At 63.8% G+C, this 17561-nt stretch carries 14 protein-coding genes; 5 read left to right on the forward strand and 9 right to left on the reverse strand.

The features are described from left to right. Nucleotides 1-1553, reverse strand: a 1553-nt coding sequence (locus G9C89_RS22540; protein WP_172152473.1) for a retention module-containing protein, incomplete at its 3' end; no start/stop codon positions are given. 335 nt (nucleotides 1554-1888) lie between these two features. Between G9C89_RS22540 and G9C89_RS22545 the strand changes: the two genes are divergently transcribed. The 3 genes from G9C89_RS22545 to G9C89_RS22555 all read left to right on the forward strand — a co-directional run bounded on the left by G9C89_RS22545 (nucleotide 1889) and on the right by G9C89_RS22555 (nucleotide 6870). Continuing rightward, nucleotides 1889-3235: a TolC family outer membrane protein gene (locus G9C89_RS22545; protein ID WP_172152475.1), complete on the forward strand. Its 1347-nt coding sequence runs from the start codon at nucleotides 1889-1891 to the stop codon at nucleotides 3233-3235. Nucleotides 3236-3350: 115 nt separating this feature from the next. Continuing rightward, nucleotides 3351-5507, forward strand: coding sequence for a type I secretion system permease/ATPase (locus G9C89_RS22550; RefSeq protein ID WP_172152477.1), 2157 nt, complete (start codon nucleotides 3351-3353; stop codon nucleotides 5505-5507). Between the two features lie 58 nt (nucleotides 5508-5565). Continuing rightward, entirely contained in the window at nucleotides 5566-6870 is a 1305-nt protein-coding gene (locus tag G9C89_RS22555) for an HlyD family type I secretion periplasmic adaptor subunit (protein ID WP_172152572.1), read from the forward strand. A 291-nt stretch (nucleotides 6871-7161) separates the two neighbouring features. On the opposite strand, the gene mmsB is transcribed toward G9C89_RS22555, so the two are convergent. The 6 genes from mmsB to G9C89_RS22585 all read right to left on the reverse strand — a co-directional run bounded on the left by mmsB (nucleotide 7162) and on the right by G9C89_RS22585 (nucleotide 14248). Next, a complete protein-coding gene (mmsB, locus tag G9C89_RS22560; RefSeq protein WP_172152479.1) occupies nucleotides 7162-8046 on the reverse strand; it encodes a 3-hydroxyisobutyrate dehydrogenase in 885 nt (294 codons plus the stop codon). A 93-nt stretch (nucleotides 8047-8139) separates the two neighbouring features. Next, a complete protein-coding gene (locus tag G9C89_RS22565) occupies nucleotides 8140-9243 on the reverse strand; it encodes an enoyl-CoA hydratase/isomerase family protein (protein ID WP_172152481.1) in 1104 nt (367 codons plus the stop codon). Between the two features lie 44 nt (nucleotides 9244-9287). Next, on the reverse strand, nucleotides 9288-10106 hold the full coding sequence (locus G9C89_RS22570; RefSeq protein WP_172152483.1) for an enoyl-CoA hydratase: 819 nt from the start codon (nucleotides 10104-10106) through the stop codon (nucleotides 9288-9290). Nucleotides 10107-10232: 126 nt separating this feature from the next. After that, entirely contained in the window at nucleotides 10233-11399 is a 1167-nt protein-coding gene (locus tag G9C89_RS22575) for an acyl-CoA dehydrogenase family protein (protein WP_172152485.1), read from the reverse strand. 6 nt (nucleotides 11400-11405) lie between these two features. After that, nucleotides 11406-12653, reverse strand: a complete 1248-nt coding sequence (locus tag G9C89_RS22580) for a substrate-binding protein (RefSeq protein ID WP_172152487.1) — start codon at nucleotides 12651-12653, stop codon at nucleotides 11406-11408. 101 nt (nucleotides 12654-12754) lie between these two features. Next, nucleotides 12755-14248, reverse strand: coding sequence for a CoA-acylating methylmalonate-semialdehyde dehydrogenase (locus G9C89_RS22585; protein WP_172152489.1), 1494 nt, complete (start codon nucleotides 14246-14248; stop codon nucleotides 12755-12757). 130 nt (nucleotides 14249-14378) lie between these two features. Between G9C89_RS22585 and G9C89_RS22590 the strand changes: the two genes are divergently transcribed. Then, entirely contained in the window at nucleotides 14379-15260 is an 882-nt protein-coding gene (locus G9C89_RS22590; RefSeq protein ID WP_172152491.1) for an AraC family transcriptional regulator, read from the forward strand. 55 nt (nucleotides 15261-15315) lie between these two features. Here G9C89_RS22590 and G9C89_RS22595 read toward each other — a convergent pair whose 3' ends face one another. After that, nucleotides 15316-15729, reverse strand: coding sequence for a PaaI family thioesterase (locus G9C89_RS22595; protein WP_172152493.1), 414 nt, complete (start codon nucleotides 15727-15729; stop codon nucleotides 15316-15318). A 155-nt stretch (nucleotides 15730-15884) separates the two neighbouring features. Between G9C89_RS22595 and ung the strand changes: the two genes are divergently transcribed. Continuing rightward, the gene (gene ung, locus G9C89_RS22600) at nucleotides 15885-16577 is read left to right on the forward strand and encodes a uracil-DNA glycosylase (RefSeq protein WP_172152495.1); all 693 of its coding nucleotides are present in this window, start codon (nucleotides 15885-15887) and stop codon (nucleotides 16575-16577) included. Here the strand turns inward: ung and G9C89_RS22605 are convergent. Next, complete coding sequence (locus G9C89_RS22605; RefSeq protein ID WP_256674367.1) at nucleotides 16549-17445, reverse strand: DUF6279 family lipoprotein; 897 nt, start codon at nucleotides 17443-17445, stop codon at nucleotides 16549-16551. The two genes, ung and G9C89_RS22605, sit on opposite strands and share 29 nt — an antisense overlap. Between the last annotated feature and the right edge of the window lie 116 nt (nucleotides 17446-17561).

Consider the following 17561-nt stretch of genomic DNA (forward strand, 5'->3'; position numbering starts at 1 on the left):
CCTTCTTGGGCATCGCCGCCGACGCTGCCGCTGACGGCGACGTCCGCTGCGGCTTCGGCGGCATTGAGGATGTCATCGCCGGCGATGGCGTCGAGGCTGATGCTGGCTGCGGCGCTGGTGTCGACGCTGTAACCGCGGTCGGCCTCGGCGGTGACGGTATTGCCGTTGCTGTCGGTGGCGGTGACGCTGGCCTCGATCTGGGTGTTGTCACGCAGATCGCCGGTGCCGACGTTGATGGCAAAGCCCAGGGTGCCGTCGGCAAGCTCGATGACCGGGCCGCTGTAGGTAGTGCTGCCCAAAGTCAGGGTGACGGTATCGCCGGCCTTGGCATCGCCGCCGACGCTGCCGGTGATCTGGACGATATCGCCACCCAGTTCGTTGGCATTGAGGATGTCATCGCCGGCGATGGCATTGAGGCTGATGGTGGCTTCGGCGCTGGTGTCGAGCAGGCTGGTGGCATCGGTGGCGGTGGCCGGGTTGCCGGCCGCGTCGGTGACGCTGGCGTCGACGGTCAGGTTGCCATCCGCCAGGCTGCTGAGGTCTTCGGTGATGCTGTAGTTGCCATCGGCATCGGTGGTGGCGGTGGTGGTAACGGTGTCGCCATTGGCATCGGTGATGACCAGGGTCACGGTGCGGCCAGCGCCGACATCGGAGGTGCCGGAGATCAGTGCGTTGGCGACGTTGGCGCTGTTCACGTCATCGAGGCTGACAGTGATGTTGGCGGTGGTGTCAACGTCATACCCACGCTCAACCGTTGCTGTGCCTGTATTGCCTGCGGCATCAGTGCTGCTGATGGTCGCAGTGATACTGCTGGCCTCACGCAGGTCGCCTGTGCCTACCTCTATCTCAAAACCCAAAGAGCTATCAGGGCGCTGGATGACGGTGCCGTTATACAGGCTGCCTCCAACATTGAGAGTAATGGTGTCACCCAACTTGGCATCGCCGCCGACAGTACCGGTAATGGTGAGCATGTCACCAAGCAGTTCCTGTGCGTTGAGAATGTTGTCGTCGGTGATCGGGTCAATGCTGATGCTGACCACTGGCGGGGTAGTGTTGGCAGTCTCGAGAGCCTCAATAGGTTCTGGAGCTTGTTCCTCTACGGGTGTGGCCGCAGCCAACCCCAGTCCCTCGGTTTCAAACCCAACAGTCGGATCGAGCTGCTGAGCTGTTTCATCCAGCATCACGAAGCTGTGACCACCACCGGCCGCACCACCTGCGCCACCGGCAGCGCCCGGGCCTGCGGCGGTCGGTTCGAGGTCGGCGGTTGGGTCGAAGCCGGCGGCGATGGCTTGTTCCAGTTCGGAGGCGGGCGCTTGCGCCGCCTGCGCTGGCTCTGCAGCTTGATCCCCTTCCGTTTGCCAATTGCCATTGGCCGCAATATCGATCGCATCGCCATTAGCCAGTTCGAGTGTTGCCGAGCCGCCCGACGCGGTCACCACCTGGTCGCCCTGGAACAAGCGCTCGCCTTCGAACACTTGCCGCTTGAGGCCGTCGAGGGAGACAACGAATACCTGGCCCACAAGACTTTTAATGACAGCGACGAAATTGCTCATGCTTAAGCTCCAGACGCGCAGGGCGTGGTGTGATCCTTGAATTTATGTGACCTGGGCCAAGGTAGACGCAAAGACTGACCGTCATATATTTGACGACAATAACTTGTCTTTGCTCCCAATTGGCTCGGCGATATGCCAAACTATTGACCGCTCTTTCGCGATAATACACACTCACTATCGTTGATGTCACTTTGATATTGATCTAGTTATTCACACCGGATCCGCGACCTGCAAAAGGTGGATGGGTGGTCTCGTTGACTGGGTCGTCTGCAGTGATTCGCCCTCTTATTTTGTATGCCTTCTGCTCCTCAGCCTTGAAAGGAATCTAACCTCCAATGCGTTTTTTAGCCCTTCTTCCCCTTGCTCTGGCGATCTCCTTGTCGGCCAACGGCCAAACCCTTAACCAAGCCATGCAGAGCGCTCTTGAGGTGCATCCGGAAATCCAGGCGGGGATCAATGCACGCCTGTCGGTTGAGGAGCAGATGAAAGCCGCCAAGGGCGGTTATCTGCCGCAGGTCGACCTGCTTGCCGGTTATGGTCGTGAAGGCACCGATAGCCCGGGCACGCGTGCTGTAGAGGGGCACGAATACAAAACCCTGACTCGCGGCGAGTCGAGCCTGCGTTTGCAGCAGATGCTGTTCGATGGTTTTGCCACCAGCAGCGAAGTCGGGCGTCAGCGGGCTACCGTGAATGCCCGTGCCTATGAACTGCTGGGCACGTCCGAACGTACCGCGTTGACCGTGGCGGAGGTCTATCTGGAAGTGCTCAAGCGTCGCGACATGGTCCGGCTGGCGGAGGATAATCTGCGTAGTCACGAGCGCATTTACGATCAGATCTCCCTGCGCAGCGAGCGCGGAGTGGGGCGCATGGCCGATCTCGATCAGGCCGAGGCGCGTCTGGCGCAGGCGCGTAACAATCTGATCACCGAACAGACCAATCTGGCCGATGCGCAGGTCAATTATTACAGTGTGGTTGGTCGCGACCCCAGCGAGCTGAGCATGCCGCAAGGGTTGCCGGGTCGTTTGCCGGAAAACCTGCAGGCCGCCCGTGAGGAATTGCTGGCGAATAACCCGTTTCTGAGTTCGGCCGAGTCCGATGTCCAGGCCAGCGAGCAGCAGTATGAAGCGTCCAAATCGACGTTCTACCCGCGTTTCGACGCCGAGCTGTCGCAGGGTGTCGACAACAATATCGACGGCGTGCCTGGCCACAGCAATGAATGGCAGGCGATGCTGCGCATGCGCTACAACCTGTTCGCCGGCGGTAGCAACAAGGCCGACCTGCAGTCCAAGGCGCACCAGGTCAACCAGGCCATGGATATTCGCAACAACGCCTTGCGCGTACTGACCGAAGACCTCGGCCTGGCGTGGAATGCCCTGGAGAATTCGCGTCAGCAACTGCCGATCGCTCAGCAATATGTCGACTACAGCAGCCGGGTGCGCGATTCCTACCAGAAACAGTTCGGCCTGGGCGAGCGGACCTTGCTCGACCTGCTCGACAGCGAGAACGAACTGTTCACCGCTGCGCGCCGCATGGAAGAGGTTCGCTACACGGAACTGTTTACTCAATACCGGATCAAGGCGACCATGGGCTCCCTGCTGCAAAGCCAAGGTGTAGTTGCACCCATGGCTGCGGCACCGCTGGATGTGGTGAAGGCCAAGGCGACACTGCCGGGCCTGAACTGACCGGTTGTGAAAAAACTTCCCTCTGCTGCGGGCGCCTGGAGACAGCCGTCGCGACGGCGCTCGATAGTTTCACAACCTCTGAGAGCGGCTTTTCTCCTTGCATGAGTGAATCTTTGTGGCAGTAGACCTCAGCCAGGCCCCGACCCGTAGCGATCCGCGCGATCGCTACGATGATCCACTGCTCGACAGCCTGCTGTCACTGTGCAGCTTGCACCAGAAGTCGGTCAGCCGCGCCATGCTCACGGCCGGCTTACCATTGCCCGAGCAGCGTCTGAGTGTCGATTTACTGCCCCGTGCGGCGGCTCGCGCCGGTCTGCAAGGACGCTGGTTGCGTCGCGGCCTGGACAAGATCCCCTCCTTGGCCATGCCTGCTCTGCTGTTGCTGCGCGAAGGGCGCAGCGCGGTATTGCTCGGTTGGGACGAGCAGGGCCGTGCGCGGGTCATGCCCAGCGAGAGCGAGGGTGGTGAGGTTCTCGTCAGTGCCGAGATGCTGGCGGAGGATTACAGTGGCCAGGTGTTCTTTGCCCAGCCGCTGCACAAGTTCGACTTCAATCGCGGCGAGCTGATTCCGCGGGCGACTTCCTGGTTTCGCGACACCCTCAAACGCTCCCGCTGGCTCTATATAGACGCCATCGCGGCCAGTTTCCTGATCAGCCTGATCGGTCTGGCCACGCCGCTGTTCGTCATGAATGTCTACGATCGGGTGGTGCCCAACCAGGCGGAAGCCACGCTCTGGGTGCTGGCGATCGGTATCTGTGGTGTGTATCTGTTCGATCTGCTGCTGAAGACCTTGCGCGGTCTGTGCCTGGATCTGGCGGGCAAGAAGACCGATCTGATCATTTCGGCGACGCTGTTCGAGCGTGTCGTCGGCATGGCCATGAAGTTCCGTCCGGCACGGGTCGGCAGTTTCGCCCAGAACATCCACGAATTTCAGAGTCTGCGCGATTTCCTCGCCTCGCTGACCCTGGCCAGTGTCATCGATCTGCCGTTTACCCTGTTGATTCTGGCGGTCATCGCGATGATCGGCGGCCACCTGGTGTGGATACCGGTATTGGCCTTTCCACTGGTCGCCCTGATCGGCTGGGCGTTGCAGCGACCCCTGGCGGAAACCATGGAGCGCACCATGGCGCTGGCCGCCGAACGGCAGTCGAGCCTGATCGAGAGCCTCGCCGGACTGGATGCGGTCAAGGTCAATAATGCCGAGAGCGAGCGCCAGTATCTGTGGGAGCAGACCATCGGCACCCTCAGTCGCCTGGAGTTGCGCGCGCGCATGCTCTCCAGTCTGGCGATGAATGCGACCATGCTGCTGCAGCAACTGGCTGGCGTAATCGTGATCGTCTTCGGTGTTTACCAGATCATCGACGGCAAGCTGAGCATGGGTGGCCTGATTGCCTGCTACATGCTCAGCAGTCGTGCGCTCGGCCCGCTGACCCAATTATCCGGCCTGCTGACCCGTTACCAGCAGGCGCGCGTCACCCTCGAATCGGTCAACCAGATGATGAGCCTGCCGCAGGAGCGTCAGGAAGAGGAGCGTCCGCTCAAGCGTCAGGCCTTGCAGGGCGCCATCGAGTTCCGCCAGCTGGATTTCCATTATCCGGACCAGCAGCAGGCCGCCTTGCAGAACATCAACCTGGTGGTGCGCCCCGGCGAGAAGATCGGCATCATCGGCCGCAGCGGCTCGGGCAAGAGTTCGCTGGCCAAGCTGATCGTCGGCCTGTACCAGCCGGATGCCGGCAGCCTGCTGGTCGATGGCGTCGATGTGCGCCAGCTGGATGTCAGCGATCTGCGCCACAACATCGGCTACGTGCCCCAGGATATCCAGCTGTTTTCCGGCACGCTGCGCGACAACCTGGCGGTGGGCGCGCGCTACGTGGAGGATGAGCTGGTCTTGCAGGCCTCCGAGCTGGCCGGGGTGCATGAGTTCGTGCGCCTGCATCCCAAGGGCTACGAACTGCAGGTCGGCGAGCGTGGGCAGAATCTTTCCGGCGGACAGCGACAGAACGTGGCCCTGGCCCGGGCGCTGTTGCTCGACCCGCAAATCCTGCTGTTCGACGAGCCGACCAGCGCCATGGACAACACCGGCGAAGAGCGCCTCAAGCAGCGTTTGGCGGCAGTGATCGGCAGCAAGACCCTGCTGCTGGTGACCCACCGTGCCTCCATGCTCAGCCTGGTTGACCGCCTGATCATCGTCGACCGCGGGCAGATCATCGCCGACGGGCCAAAAGGTAGCGTGATGGAAGCGCTGAAGAAGGGGCAGATCAGTGTCAGCTAAACCGCCGAAGAAGAGCCTGCGCCAGGCCGTTGCCGCGTATTTCGGTAGCCACGACGGCATGGGCGACGAACCCCTGCCGGAAGTCAGCAAGGCGCTGATCGAGGATGCGCCCAGGGTCATCCGCCTGACCATCTGGGGCCTGATCGCATTCGTGGCCTTCTGTCTGCTGTGGGCGCATTTCGCCGTGGTCGACGAGGTGACCCGTGGCGATGGCAAGGCGATTCCTTCCTCGCGCCTGCAGAAAATCCAGAACCTGGAAGGCGGTATCGTTTCCGAACTGTTCGTCCGCGAGGGGCAGATCGTCAATATCGGCGATCCGTTGCTGCGCCTGGATGACACCCGTTTTGCTTCCAACGTCGGCGAGACCGAGGCCGATCGCCTGGCCCTGCTGCTGCGGGTCGAGCGCCTCAGTGCGGAAGTCCAGGGTCGCGAGTTGGTGGTGGCCGACGAAGTGCGCGAGAAGGTACCGCGTCAGGCCGACAACGAGGAGCAGTTGTTCAACAGTCGACGCCAGCAGCTGCTGGACGAGGTCGCCGGACTGGAAGAGCAACTGACCCAGCGTCGTCAGGAGTTGCGCGAGTTTGCTTCCAAGCAGAACCAGTTTCGCAACAGCCTGGATCTGTTGCGCCAGGAAATTCGCATGTCCGAGCCGCTGGTGGCCGAGGGGGCGATTTCCCCGGTTGAAGTGCTGCGCTTGAAGCGCGCCGAGGTGGAGAGCCGCGGCCAGTTACAGGCCACCACCCTGGCGATGCCGCGTGCCGAGTCCGCGATCAAGGAAGTCGAGCGCAAGATCGACGAGACCCGCGGGCGTTTTCGCAGCGATGCGCTGACCCAATTGAATGAGGCGCGCACCGATCTGAGCAAGATCCAGTCGACTGGCAAGGCGCTGGAAGATCGGGTCAACCGCACCCTGGTCACCTCACCGGTGCGCGGTATCGTCAAACAGCTGCTGGTCAACACCATCGGCGGGGTGATCCAGCCGGGCAGCGACCTGGTGGAGATCGTGCCGCTGGGCGAGAACCTGCTGGTGGAGGCGCGCATCCGCCCGCAGGACATCGCCTTCCTCCATCCGGGGCAGGAGGCCATGGTCAAGTTCACCGCCTATGACTACACCATCTACGGTGGGCTCAAGGCCGAGCTGGAGCAGATCGGCGCGGACACCGTGACCGACGATGATGGCAACAGCTTCTACGTGATCAAGTTGCGCACCAACAAGAGCCACCTGGGCAGCGAAGAGCATCCTCTGCTGATCATTCCCGGCATGGTCGCCTCGGTCGACATCATCACCGGCAAGAAAAGCGTGCTCAGTTACCTGCTCAAACCGATCATCCGCGCCCGTGCCGAGGCGTTGCGCGAGCGGTGACGGCGTTGCTGGTGTAGGAGCGAGGGCGACGCCCAGTCCCACGCCTGCGATAGGCTTCTTCGCGGGCATGGCCCGCTCCTACAGTCCATATATGGATGCAATCCGGGAGCGATTTGGCAGGCGATGGATTTTCCCGGATTGCATCCGGGGGTACTGTAGGCGCGGATTCATCCGCGATGGGGCATTTCAGCCCACGCAGTCTTCGCGGCCAAGGTCCCTCCCGCCGGATCAGTTCGGTGTGCTTGCCGTCAGCAAGTAGGGCGGGTGCAACCCGCCGTTGGCTTGTTGCCCCTATTCGACAAACAACTGCTGCACCACCGAGAAATCCTGCTGGCCCTTGCCCTGCTTGAGCAGCAGGCGATACAGCTGCAGGGCCAGGGCGCCCATCGGCGTGCTGCTGCCGGTGACCTGCGCGGCCTCCTGGGCCAGGCCGAGGTCCTTGGCCATCAGCTCGGCCATGAACCCTCCCGTATAGCCCTTGGAGGCCGGGGCGTTCTCCATCACGCCGGGCCAGGGGTTGTATTTTTCCAGGGTCCAGTTGCCGCCGGAACTCTGGCGCATGATCTCGGCCAGCACGGCCGGTTCCAGGCCGTTAGCCACGCCCAGGGCCATGGCTTCGGCGGTGGCGATCATCTGTACCGCGAGGACCTGGTTGTTGCACACCTTGGCCACTTGGCCGGCGCCATCGGGGCCGGCGTGGAAGATGTTGCTGCCCATGGCGGCGAAGAATGGACGGGCTTTTTCCAGGGTGCTGGCCTGACCGCCGATCATGAAGGTCAGGGTGCCGGCGGCGGCGCCGGCGGTACCGCCGGAAACCGGCGCATCGAGCAGTTCGATGGCGTGGTCGGCGGCGGCCTTATGCACCTTGCGCGCCGACTCCGGGGCGATGGTCGAGCACTCCAGCACCAGGGTGCCGGGTGCGAGCAGGTTGAACAGGCCGCCGTCGCCCAGGTACAGGCCTTCGACATGCCGGCTGGCCGGCAGCATGCTGATCACCACATCGGCGCCTTGTACGGCGTCGGTGGCACTGCTGGCGGCTTGCGCCCCTTCCTTGGCCAGTTCGTCGATGGCAGCTTGCACCAGGTCGAAGACTTTGAGCTTGAAGCCGGCCCTGAGCAGGTTGCGGGCCATGGGCAGGCCCATATGGCCGAGGCCGATGAATGCGATCTGGGACATGGTTACTGTTCTCCTCGTAGGGTGCGCCGTGCGCACCGGGCTTCCATTGGGTGGTGCGCACGGTCTAGGTGGCCCCGCGCACCCTACAGCCGGTTACAAATCCGCCAGTGGATGCGCGCCTTCCCAGGTGGCCTCGAAGTGCGACTCGATCACCTCCGCGGGGATGCTCGCCACATCCGGCCAGTGCCAGTGAGGGGTTTGGTCCTTGTCGATCAGGCGTGCGCGGACCCCTTCGGGGAGTTCCGGGTGGCGGCAGCAATTCAGGCTCATGGCGTACTCCATCTGGAATACCTGGGCCACCGACAGCTGTCGGGCGCGGGCGATCTGCTGCCAGACCAGGTGCGCGCTCAGCGGGCAGCCGCCGGCCAGGGTCTTGGCTGCACGCGCCAGCAGCAAGTCGCTGTCGTTGTGCAGGGCGGTGAGGGCGCGCCAGGCGCTGGGCAGGTCGGCCTGGTCGAGCACTTCGTCGATGCGTGTGCGGCGCGGTAGCCATTGGGCGTCCGGCAGTTCGCCGCGGGCCTCGTGTTCCAGCGCCTTGAGCAGGCTGTGCAGTTGCCGCTGCGGTTGTTCCAGCCAGTTCAATTGCACCAGGCCTTCGAGCAGGGCGTCCTGCTGGCTGTCGAGGAGGAAACGGTCGGCCAGGTCCAGGTCCAGGGCGTCGCGGGCGTTGATGCTGCTGGCGGTGAGGCCGAGGAACAGCCCGAGCTTGCCCGGCAGGCGGGCGAGGAACCAGCTGCCGCCGACATCCGGATACAGGCCGATATTGATTTCCGGCATACCCAGGCGACTCGATGGGGTGACGATGCGCAGGCCGGCGCCCTGCATCAGGCCCATGCCGCCGCCCAGCACATGGCCGTGAGCCCAGCAGATCAGGGGCTTCGGGTAGCTGTGGATGCGATGGTCGAGGCGGTATTCGTCGGCGAAGAAGCGCCGCGCCAGGGGCGGTACTTCGCCCGGGTGTTGGCGGCACTGCTGCACCAGTTGCACCACGTCACCGCCGGCGCAGAAGGCTTTCGCGCCGTTGCCGCGCAGCAGTACGCAGGCGATGGCCGGGTCATCTGCCCAGGCCGCGAGCTTTGCATTCAAGGCCTCGATCATCGGCAAGGTCAGGGCGTTCAGGCTTTTTTCGGCATCCAGGCTGGCGATGCCGATGCGAAAGCCATGCAGGCTGTGGTGTTCTTCGAAAATCACATTCATGGTGCGGGTTCCTGGTGCGCACGGCGCACCCTGCGGGAATCGGCTTACTTATTGCGCCACTGTGGCGTGCGTTTTTCCAGGAAGGCGTTCACCCCTTCGCGGGTGTCGTCGGCGTCGAACAGGTCGATGAAGCGCTCGCGTTCTTCGCTCAGCCAGGTATTCGGGCTGCGCTCGCGGGCGCCCTGGATCAGCGGTTTGATGGTGCGTACCGCCACCGGGCTCTGCTGCGCGACTTTGGCCGCCAGCAGCAGGGCATGGCCGCGCGCCTCGCCGCTGTCGACCACCTGTTCGACCAGACCGATGCGCAGGGCGGTTTCGGCATCGATGCGCTCACCGCAGAGGATCATGCGCTTGGCCCAGCCTTCGCCGACCAGCCAGGCCAGGTGTTGGGTGCCGCCGGCGCAGGGCAGCAGGCCCACCGCGGCTTCCGGCAGGGCCATCTGCGCCTGGCGTTCGGCGATGCGCAGGTCGCAGGCCAGGGCGCATTCCAGGCCGCCGCCCATGGCATAGCCGTTGATCGCGGCGATCGACACCCCACGAAAATCGCGCAGCGCCTCGAAGGCTTCGCCGAAGCGCCGGGCCATTTCACGGGCGCGGGCCTTGTCGCCATCGGCGAACAGGTTGAGGTCGGCACCGGCGCTGAAGAACTTGCCGCCCTGGCCGGTCACCACCAGGGCGTAGATGTCGTCATCGTGGTTGAGGTGCTCGATCAGTTGCTTGAGGCCGATCAACGAGTCGCGGTCCCAGGTGTTGGCCGGCGGGTGATTGATGGTGATCAGCGCGGTGTGGCCGTGCTTTTCCACGGTGATCTTGTGGGTCAGGTCGAAGACACCGGGATGGTAGGGTTCGATGGCGTGGCTCATAAAAGTCCTCGTAGATTGTGCGCCCCTCTCCCTCTGGGAGAGGGGCTGGGGCGGCCCGCGTAGGGTGAGGGTGGTGCGTGTTCCCCTCTCCCTAACCCTCTCCCCGGAGGGGAGAGGGGATAAAAGCTACAGCAAGCGATCAAGCATGCCGCCCTGCTCAAGCAGGCGGCGGGCGATGATCACCCGCATGATTTCGTTGGTGCCTTCGAGAATCTGGTGCACGCGGCTGTCGCGCACCCAGCGTTCCAGCGGGTAGTCGTTCAGGTAACCATAGCCGCCATGCAGCTGCAGGGCCTCGTTGCACAGGGTAAAACAGTGATCGGTGGCGAAGCGCTTGGCCATGGCGCAGTACAGGCTGGCCTCGCCGTGGCCCTGATCCAGCTTGTGCGCGGCCAGGCGTACCATCTGCCGGCTGGCGGTGAGGTCGGTGAGCATGTCGGCCAACTTGAATTGCAGGGCTTGGAACTCACTGAGTGGCTTGCCGAACTGTTTGCGTTCCTCCACGTAGCGCAGCGATTGTTCCAGCGCCGCCTGGGCCGCACCGAGCGAACAACTGGCGATGTTGATGCGGCCGCCGTCCAGGCCCTGCATGGCGTAGACGAAGCCCTGGCCCTCTGGGCCGATGCGGTTGCCGGCGGGGATGCGCACGGCCTCGAAGGTGATGGTGCGGGTCGGCTGGGCGCACCAGCCCATCTTCAGTTCGTTGCGGCCGTATTTCACCCCGGCGGCGTCGGCCGGCACCAGGAAGCAGGAAATCCCCTTGGCGCCGCTGTCCTCGCCGCTACGTGCCATGACGATCAGCACGTCGGTCGCACCGGCGCCGGAGATAAAGCACTTGCTGCCGTCGATCAGGTAGTCGTCACCGTCACGTCTGGCGCGGGTGCGCAGGTGCGCGGCGTCGGAACCGGCATCCGGCTCGGTCAGGCAGTAGGAGGCAAGCAGTTCGCCACTGACCAGGCCGGGCAGCCACTGGTCCTTGAGCGTCTGCTCGGCGAAGGAGGCGAGCATCCAGGTCGCCATGTTGTGGATGGTCATGAAGGCCGTGGTGGCCACACAGCCGGCGGCCAGTTGCTCGAAAATCAGCGCGGCCGACAGCCGTGACAGGCCCAGGCCGCCGTCGTCTTCCTTGAGGTACAGGGCCAGATAGCCCTGTTCGGCGGCCTGTTTGATCACCTCCAGCGGGAAGTGGTGGTCGCGGTCCCAGTCGGCGGCGTGGGGCGCCAGTTCGCGACTGGCGAAAGCGCGGGCGCTGTCGACCAGCAGGCGTTGTTCATCGCTGAGTTCGAAATCCATAAGTCCTCATTGCAGGGTCAGGGGTTGCCCGGCGGCGCGTCGCTCGGCCTGCCATTCGGCCAGGCTGGGCGCCGCCTGGCTGGCGTCGAGGCGATCGACGATTTCAAAGTAATCCTGTTTCAGTGGATCCTTGAGCACTTCGGCGCGAGTCTTCACTTTGACGGCATACACCGTCTGCAGGTTCTGGTGATCGAAGGCACGCCACTCTTGCGGGCCCTTGAGTAGCTGGTAGCGGTGACCTTCCAGGGCCTTGATCAAGGCTTCGCTGTCCAGGCTCTTGGCCCGCTGTGCGGCATCGGCCCATTGATAGACGATGCTGTAGGCCGAGGCAGCGGAACTGGACGGGTACATCGCATAGCGCTCGCTGAAGGCTTTGACGAAGGCTTCACCCTGGGCGGATTTCTCCATTTTAGGCACGCGCCAGGTCCACGGCTCGGTGCCGAGCACCCCTTCCATCAGGCCGGGGCCGGCTTGTTCGACCATGCTTTGGGTCAGGTTGGGCGCGACTATCTGCATGCGCTCGGTCAGCCCGAGATCCTTGGCGATGCGCATGGCCCGCACCAGGTCTTCGCCGAACAGCACCAGTGCCAGCACCTCCGCGTTGCTCGCTGCGGCCTGGCTCAGCACATCCATGTAATCGGCCAGGCGCGCGCCAGGGAAGGGCACCTTGAGGCCGGGATGGTTGCCGGTATCCGTGCTGCCGGTGGTCTGGCGTAGCGAGTCTTCGGTGGTATGGCCCCAGGTGTAGTCGGAGGTCACGTAGAAATAGCGTTGATCCGGCAGGTGCTTGTTCAGGTACTGGCCGAGCACCCGAGCGCTCATCCAGGCGTTGTTGCACTCGCGGAACATGTAGCGGTGGGCATTCTTGCCGGTGGTGTCGTTGGAATAGGTGAGGGTGCCGAAATACAGCAGGCCGTGCTTGGCCGCGCGCTGGCCGGAGGCGATCGCCACCGCACTGGAGGAACCGCCGAACAGCATGGCCGCGCCCTCGCTGGCCAGCTTGTCGACATTGCGCTCGGCCTTGGCCGGACGCGAGGCGGTATCCCGGCTGGACAGGCGCAACGAGCGGCCGAGCACCCCGCCCTGGGCGTTGAGCTCGTCGATGGCCAGCAAGGCGCCGCGCATCTGGGCCAATCCTTCTTCCTTATAGGGGCCGGTGCGCGGGTAGTTGAGGCCGAGGGTGATCGGCTCGGCGGCCTGCGCACAGGCGGTTAACCCGGCCCACAGGGCCAGAGTGGTAGTCAGTCGTTGCATGGCAGCTCTCCTTATTCTTGTTGTTGGGATCAGGAGAACTTTTTACGCGGTTAGACTAATTGTCGAGATCGTCTATTGGTCTAACAGCCCCTACGCCGTTCTCATTTCAACTGAATGGTCATGTTCGCTCCGGCGATGGCATCTTCATCGAACCAGCGTGTGGTGACCGTCTTGGTTTCGGTATAGAAGCGCACGCCCTGTTTGCCATAGGCGTGCAGGTCGCCGTAGAACGAGCCTTTCCAGCCGGTGAAGGAGAAGAACGGCAGCGGTACCGGCACCGGCACGTTGATGCCCACCTGGCCGACTTCCACCGCGTGCTGGTAATGCCGGGCGGCGCCGCCGGAGCGGGTGAAGATCGAGGTGCCGTTGCCGTAGGGGCTGGCGTTGACCAGGGCAATCGCCTCTTCCAGGCTGTCGACCTCCATGCACACCAGCACCGGGCCGAAGATCTCTTCGCGGTACAAGCCCATCCTGGTTGTCACCCCACGGAACAGGGTCGGGCCGAGCCAGTTGCCGTACGGGAAGCCCTCCACCGTGCAGTGCGAGCCGTCGAGCAGGCACTCGGCGCCTTCCGCCTTGCCTTCGGCGATCAGGCGCAGCACCCGTTGCTTGGCCTGCTGGCTGATCAGCGGGCCGAAGGCGGCGTGGTCGTCGATCCAGTAACCGGGTTGCAACTCGGCCATCTGCGCTTGCAGTTCGTTTATCCACTGTTTCGATTCGCCGACGAACACCGCCACGCTGATCGCCATGCAGCGCTGCCCGGCCGCGCCGCAACTGGCGCCGACCAGGTTGCTCAACACCTGCTGTTTATTGGCGTCGGGCATGATCACCATATGGTTCTTGGCCCCGGCGAAGGCCTGCACGCGCTTCAGGTGGGCGGTGCCGGTGCGGTAGATGTGCTGGCCGACCGGCACCGAACCGACGAAGGAGATGGCGCGGATATCCGGGTGGGTGAGCAGGCTGTCGACCACCTCACGGGCGCCGTGCAGCACCTGCAGCACGCCCTTGGGCGCGCCGGCCTCGATAAACAGCTCGGCCAGGCGGTTGGGGGTCATGGGGTCCTGTTCGGACGGCTTGAGGATAAAGGTGTTACCGGCGGCGATGGCCAGGGGAAACATCCACAGCGGAATCATCGCCGGGAAGTTGAACGGGGTGATGCCGACGCAGACGCCGAGAGGCTGGATCCAGCTGGCGGTGTCGATGCCCGTGGCCACGTTCTCCATGGTCTCGCCCATCATCAGACTGGCGATATTGGCCGCCTGCTCAACCACCTCGATGCCGCGCCAGATATCGCCCTTGGCGTCGGCCAGGGTCTTGCCGGTTTCCTTGGCGAGGATTTCCGCCAGTTCGTCGTGGTGTTCCTTGAGCAGGTGCTGATAACGCAGCATCAGCCGTGCGCGATCGGACACCGGCACTTCGCGCCAGGTGAGGAAGGCTGCCTTGGCACTGGCGATGGCCGCCTCGATTTCCTCAGCGGTGGCCTTCGGCGCCAGCGCCAGCACTTCCTGGGTCGCCGGGTCGGTGACTTCGATGAATTCGCGGGCGCGGCTTTCGTGCCATTCACCGTCGATCAACTGCGGGATTGCCTTGCTCATCGCATTCTCCACTTTCGGCCCGGGACAGGCCCTGTCGTTGTTTAGTGTTATAGCCGGGTCACGCGCGCTTGTGGATTGACGATCTTGGTCAATGGATGGACGATCTTGTTGTTGAGTTATCGGAGAGCGCATGAACGATAGGGTTGAAACATCGAACTGGCCATTGCCGGCCAACGGCGTGCGCTTTATCACCCCGCCGCGCCTGCGCCGCATCCTGAGCCGTCATCCACTGGCTTCAGGCTGCTATCCGCTGGCGCTGGGGTTCTATCCTGAGGCGGGCGGGCATCGCATGAATCGGCCGCTACCGGACGATTATCTGCTGATCTATTGCCGCGCCGGTCAGGGCTGGCTGGAGACCTTGGATGGACGAATCGCTGTTGCTGGTGGCGATCTGCTGCTGTTGCCCAAGGGCATTCCCCATGCCTATGGCGCCGATCCCGGCAAGCCCTGGACGCTGTACTGGGTGCACTTCGATGGCGAACTGGCGGCGGAGTTCTTGCGCCCGTTGGGCAAGGGGCCGATCTGGCGCATCGGCGTGCAACCGCGCCTGCTGGCCGAGTTCGATGCACTGCTCAATCTGCGCAAGCAGGGCCTGAACCTGGCGCACTTCATCTATGCCGCCCATCAGTTGCAGTCGCTGCTGGCCTCCCTGGCGGTGCTGCCGGCACGGGCCACGTTGAAATCGGGGCGGGTGCTGGACGTCGACGCGGTGCAGGCGGTGATGCGTGCCCACCTGCACGGTTCGCTCAACCTCGACGAACTGGCGGCGCAGTTCAAGTTGTCGCGTTTTCACTTCGCCAAGACCTACCGCGCCCTGACCGGCCACGCGCCTATCCAGGATTTCATCCAGCTGAAGATGGCCCACGCCTGCCGCCTGCTCGACGAGGGCCAGCAGGGCATCCGCCAGGTCGCCGAGCAGCTGGGCTACGAGGACGTCTACTACTTCTCGCGGCTGTTCCGCAAAGTGGTGGGCATGGCGCCCAGTCATTACCGGGCGCTGCACCAGGGCTAGCGGACGTCAGGGGGATGTAGGCGCCCCCCCGCCCCCCCGCTCCTACGGGAGACCGTCATACCCGGGCGATGGTCGCCAGGCCGGTGGCGATGATCTTTTCCTGGCCGTCGCGCAGGGCGAAGACATCGGCGCGGGCCACCACCTGGCGCTGGCCGGCCTTGATCACTTCGCTGCGGCAGATCAACTGGTCGCCGATCGCCGGGGCCAGCAGGTTGACCTTGTACTCGCTGGTCACCACATCGCCGACCAGGCTGGCCGCCGCCCAGGCGCAGGCGCTGTCGATCATGAAACCGACCACCGCGCCGTGGACGAAGCCGTGGTGCTGGGTCAGTTGCTGACGTGGCAGCACCGTCATTTCGATGCGCCCGGGGGCGAAGCCGGTCAAGACGAAGCCGATCATCTGGGCGAACGGCGACTGCTCAAGGGCCTGTTCCAGGCATTCGCGGGTCAGGGCGGCGGGCATGTCCATGGCATTTCTCCTGAGTGGAACCTCAGTCTTGGTCGCCATGGGTGATCCGGCAATCTGCATCCAGGCCGGTGATAGCAGCCCATCAAGGCTTGTCTTGACTTGCGCCTGGCGCTTCTCTAGCGTGCCGTTTCCGTTCGTACGCTCAGGAATCAGGCATGACCGCCGCCGATAACATCAAGCTCGAAGCGGGCTGGAAAGAGGCCCTGCGCGAGGAGTTCGCCAAGCCCTATATGCAGGCGCTGGCCGATTTCCTGCGCCAGGAGAAGGCCGCCGGCAAGGAGGTCTATCCGCCGGGTGCGCTGATCTTCAATGCGCTCAACTCCACGCCGCTGGAGCGGGTCAAGGTGGTGATCATCGGTCAGGATCCCTACCACGGCCCGGAGCAGGCCCATGGCCTGTGCTTCTCGGTGCAGCCGGGGGTAGCCACGCCGCCGTCGTTGCTGAATATCTACAAGGAACTGAAGCGCGACCTGAATATCGACATCGCCGCGCACGGTTGCCTGCAGCACTGGGCCGAGCAGGGCGTGCTATTGCTCAACACCTCGTTGACGGTCGAGCGCGGCATTGCCGGCTCCCATGCGGACAAGGGCTGGGGGGGATTTACCGACCGGGTGATCGAGGTGGTCAGTCAGCAGCGTGAGCACCTGGTTTTTCTGCTCTGGGGCAAGCATGCGCAGAGCAAGGCACGCCTGATCGACCCGAGCAAACACCTGGTGCTGTGTTCGCCGCATCCCTCGCCGCTGTCGGCCCATCGCGGTTTTATCGGCAACGGTCATTTCAGCCGCTGCAACAAGTTCCTCGTGCAGCACGGCATGACGCCTATCGACTGGCGGCTGCCGCCACTCTAGCGGGCGGCGTACAGGCCAGCCGGGCAAGGTCGCGGCGCAGATCGCGCAGGCGCGCGGTCAGGCGTTCGCGCTGGTTGCTGTCGGCGCTTCCCAGCAGGTCGCTGAACAGCTCGGCCAGCGCTTGCCGTGAGCGTGCGTAGGCGGCGCGGTAGTCGGCGTCGTAGGCGCTTTCACGCTCCTGCAGCAAACGCGTCAAGCGCGCGGGGAAGTCGGCACTGCGCCGTGCATCGAGCACCGCGCGAAATTCGGTTTGCCAGCGCAGGCGGTTGTCCAGCCACAGACGATTCTGCTCGCCCAGCGCCTGCGCCCACTCAGCGATACGGGCCTGCTGTGCGGCATTCAGCCGACCGAGCCAGGGGCGCAGGCGTTGTTGCATGCGTGTGGCGCGGCGGCTGATCTGGGTCGCCAGGGGCGGTTCGAGAAAGTCCTGACGAGCCTCCCGGTCGTCTTCATCCATGGCGGCATACAGCTCGGCGACTTGTCCGGGGTTGAGGCTTTGCAACAGCTCGATGGCGGTCGGGGTGATTTCGCCGGTGATGCGCTTGAATGCTCCATCCAGCTCGGCGAACTGCGCGCTCAGTTGGCTGGCGCTAGGGTGTGCCTGCTCGAGCAGCGCTTCGCTGCGTTGCAGCCAGTCGACATAGCGCGGCAATTCGCTGCTGCAGTGCCACTCCAGGTGGCTCTGCAGGCGCGGCTTGAGCCAGGCCTGCTGTTCGCGGTTCAGACTCAGGTAATCGTTCAACCGCCAGGGGATCAGCCAGTCGAGGTTGCGATAGGCCAGACCGACCCGACTGCAGGCGGCCAGCAGCACGCTGAGGGCGATCAGCAGGAGCAGGTTTTTGCTCAGGGGCCGGCGGGGCAGCGTCATGTGGTTGGCCTCAACGAGTCGAGGAGGAAACTGCAGGGTAGGCCAAGGTAGGGGTGTCGCGTCGGAATTGAAATATTCGGCAAAAAAGAGCCCGCGCGAGGCGGGCTAAACGTGGT

This window comes from Pseudomonas tumuqii (genome assembly GCF_013184545.1).
GTDB lineage: Bacteria > Pseudomonadota > Gammaproteobacteria > Pseudomonadales > Pseudomonadaceae > Aquipseudomonas > Aquipseudomonas tumuqii.

What these genes read in the sequence shown, in the direction of transcription:
- G9C89_RS22545 (WP_172152475.1), top strand. Translation starts at nt 1,889, where the DNA reads ATGCGTTTTTTAGCCCTTCTTCCCCTTGCTCTGGCGATCTCCTTGTCG.
- G9C89_RS22555 (WP_172152572.1), top strand. Translation starts at nt 5,566, where the DNA reads ATGGGCGACGAACCCCTGCCGGAAGTCAGCAAGGCGCTGATCGAGGAT.
- mmsB (WP_172152479.1), bottom strand. Translation starts at nt 8,046, where the DNA reads ATGTCCCAGATCGCATTCATCGGCCTCGGCCATATGGGCCTGCCCATG.
- G9C89_RS22565 (WP_172152481.1), bottom strand. Translation starts at nt 9,243, where the DNA reads ATGAATGTGATTTTCGAAGAACACCACAGCCTGCATGGCTTTCGCATC.
- G9C89_RS22570 (WP_172152483.1), bottom strand. Translation starts at nt 10,106, where the DNA reads ATGAGCCACGCCATCGAACCCTACCATCCCGGTGTCTTCGACCTGACC.
- G9C89_RS22575 (WP_172152485.1), bottom strand. Translation starts at nt 11,399, where the DNA reads ATGGATTTCGAACTCAGCGATGAACAACGCCTGCTGGTCGACAGCGCC.
- G9C89_RS22580 (WP_172152487.1), bottom strand. Translation starts at nt 12,653, where the DNA reads ATGCAACGACTGACTACCACTCTGGCCCTGTGGGCCGGGTTAACCGCC.
- G9C89_RS22585 (WP_172152489.1), bottom strand. Translation starts at nt 14,248, where the DNA reads ATGAGCAAGGCAATCCCGCAGTTGATCGACGGTGAATGGCACGAAAGC.
- G9C89_RS22590 (WP_172152491.1), top strand. Translation starts at nt 14,379, where the DNA reads ATGAACGATAGGGTTGAAACATCGAACTGGCCATTGCCGGCCAACGGC.
- G9C89_RS22595 (WP_172152493.1), bottom strand. Translation starts at nt 15,729, where the DNA reads ATGGACATGCCCGCCGCCCTGACCCGCGAATGCCTGGAACAGGCCCTT.
- ung (WP_172152495.1), top strand. Translation starts at nt 15,885, where the DNA reads ATGACCGCCGCCGATAACATCAAGCTCGAAGCGGGCTGGAAAGAGGCC.
- G9C89_RS22605 (WP_256674367.1), bottom strand. Translation starts at nt 17,445, where the DNA reads ATGACGCTGCCCCGCCGGCCCCTGAGCAAAAACCTGCTCCTGCTGATC.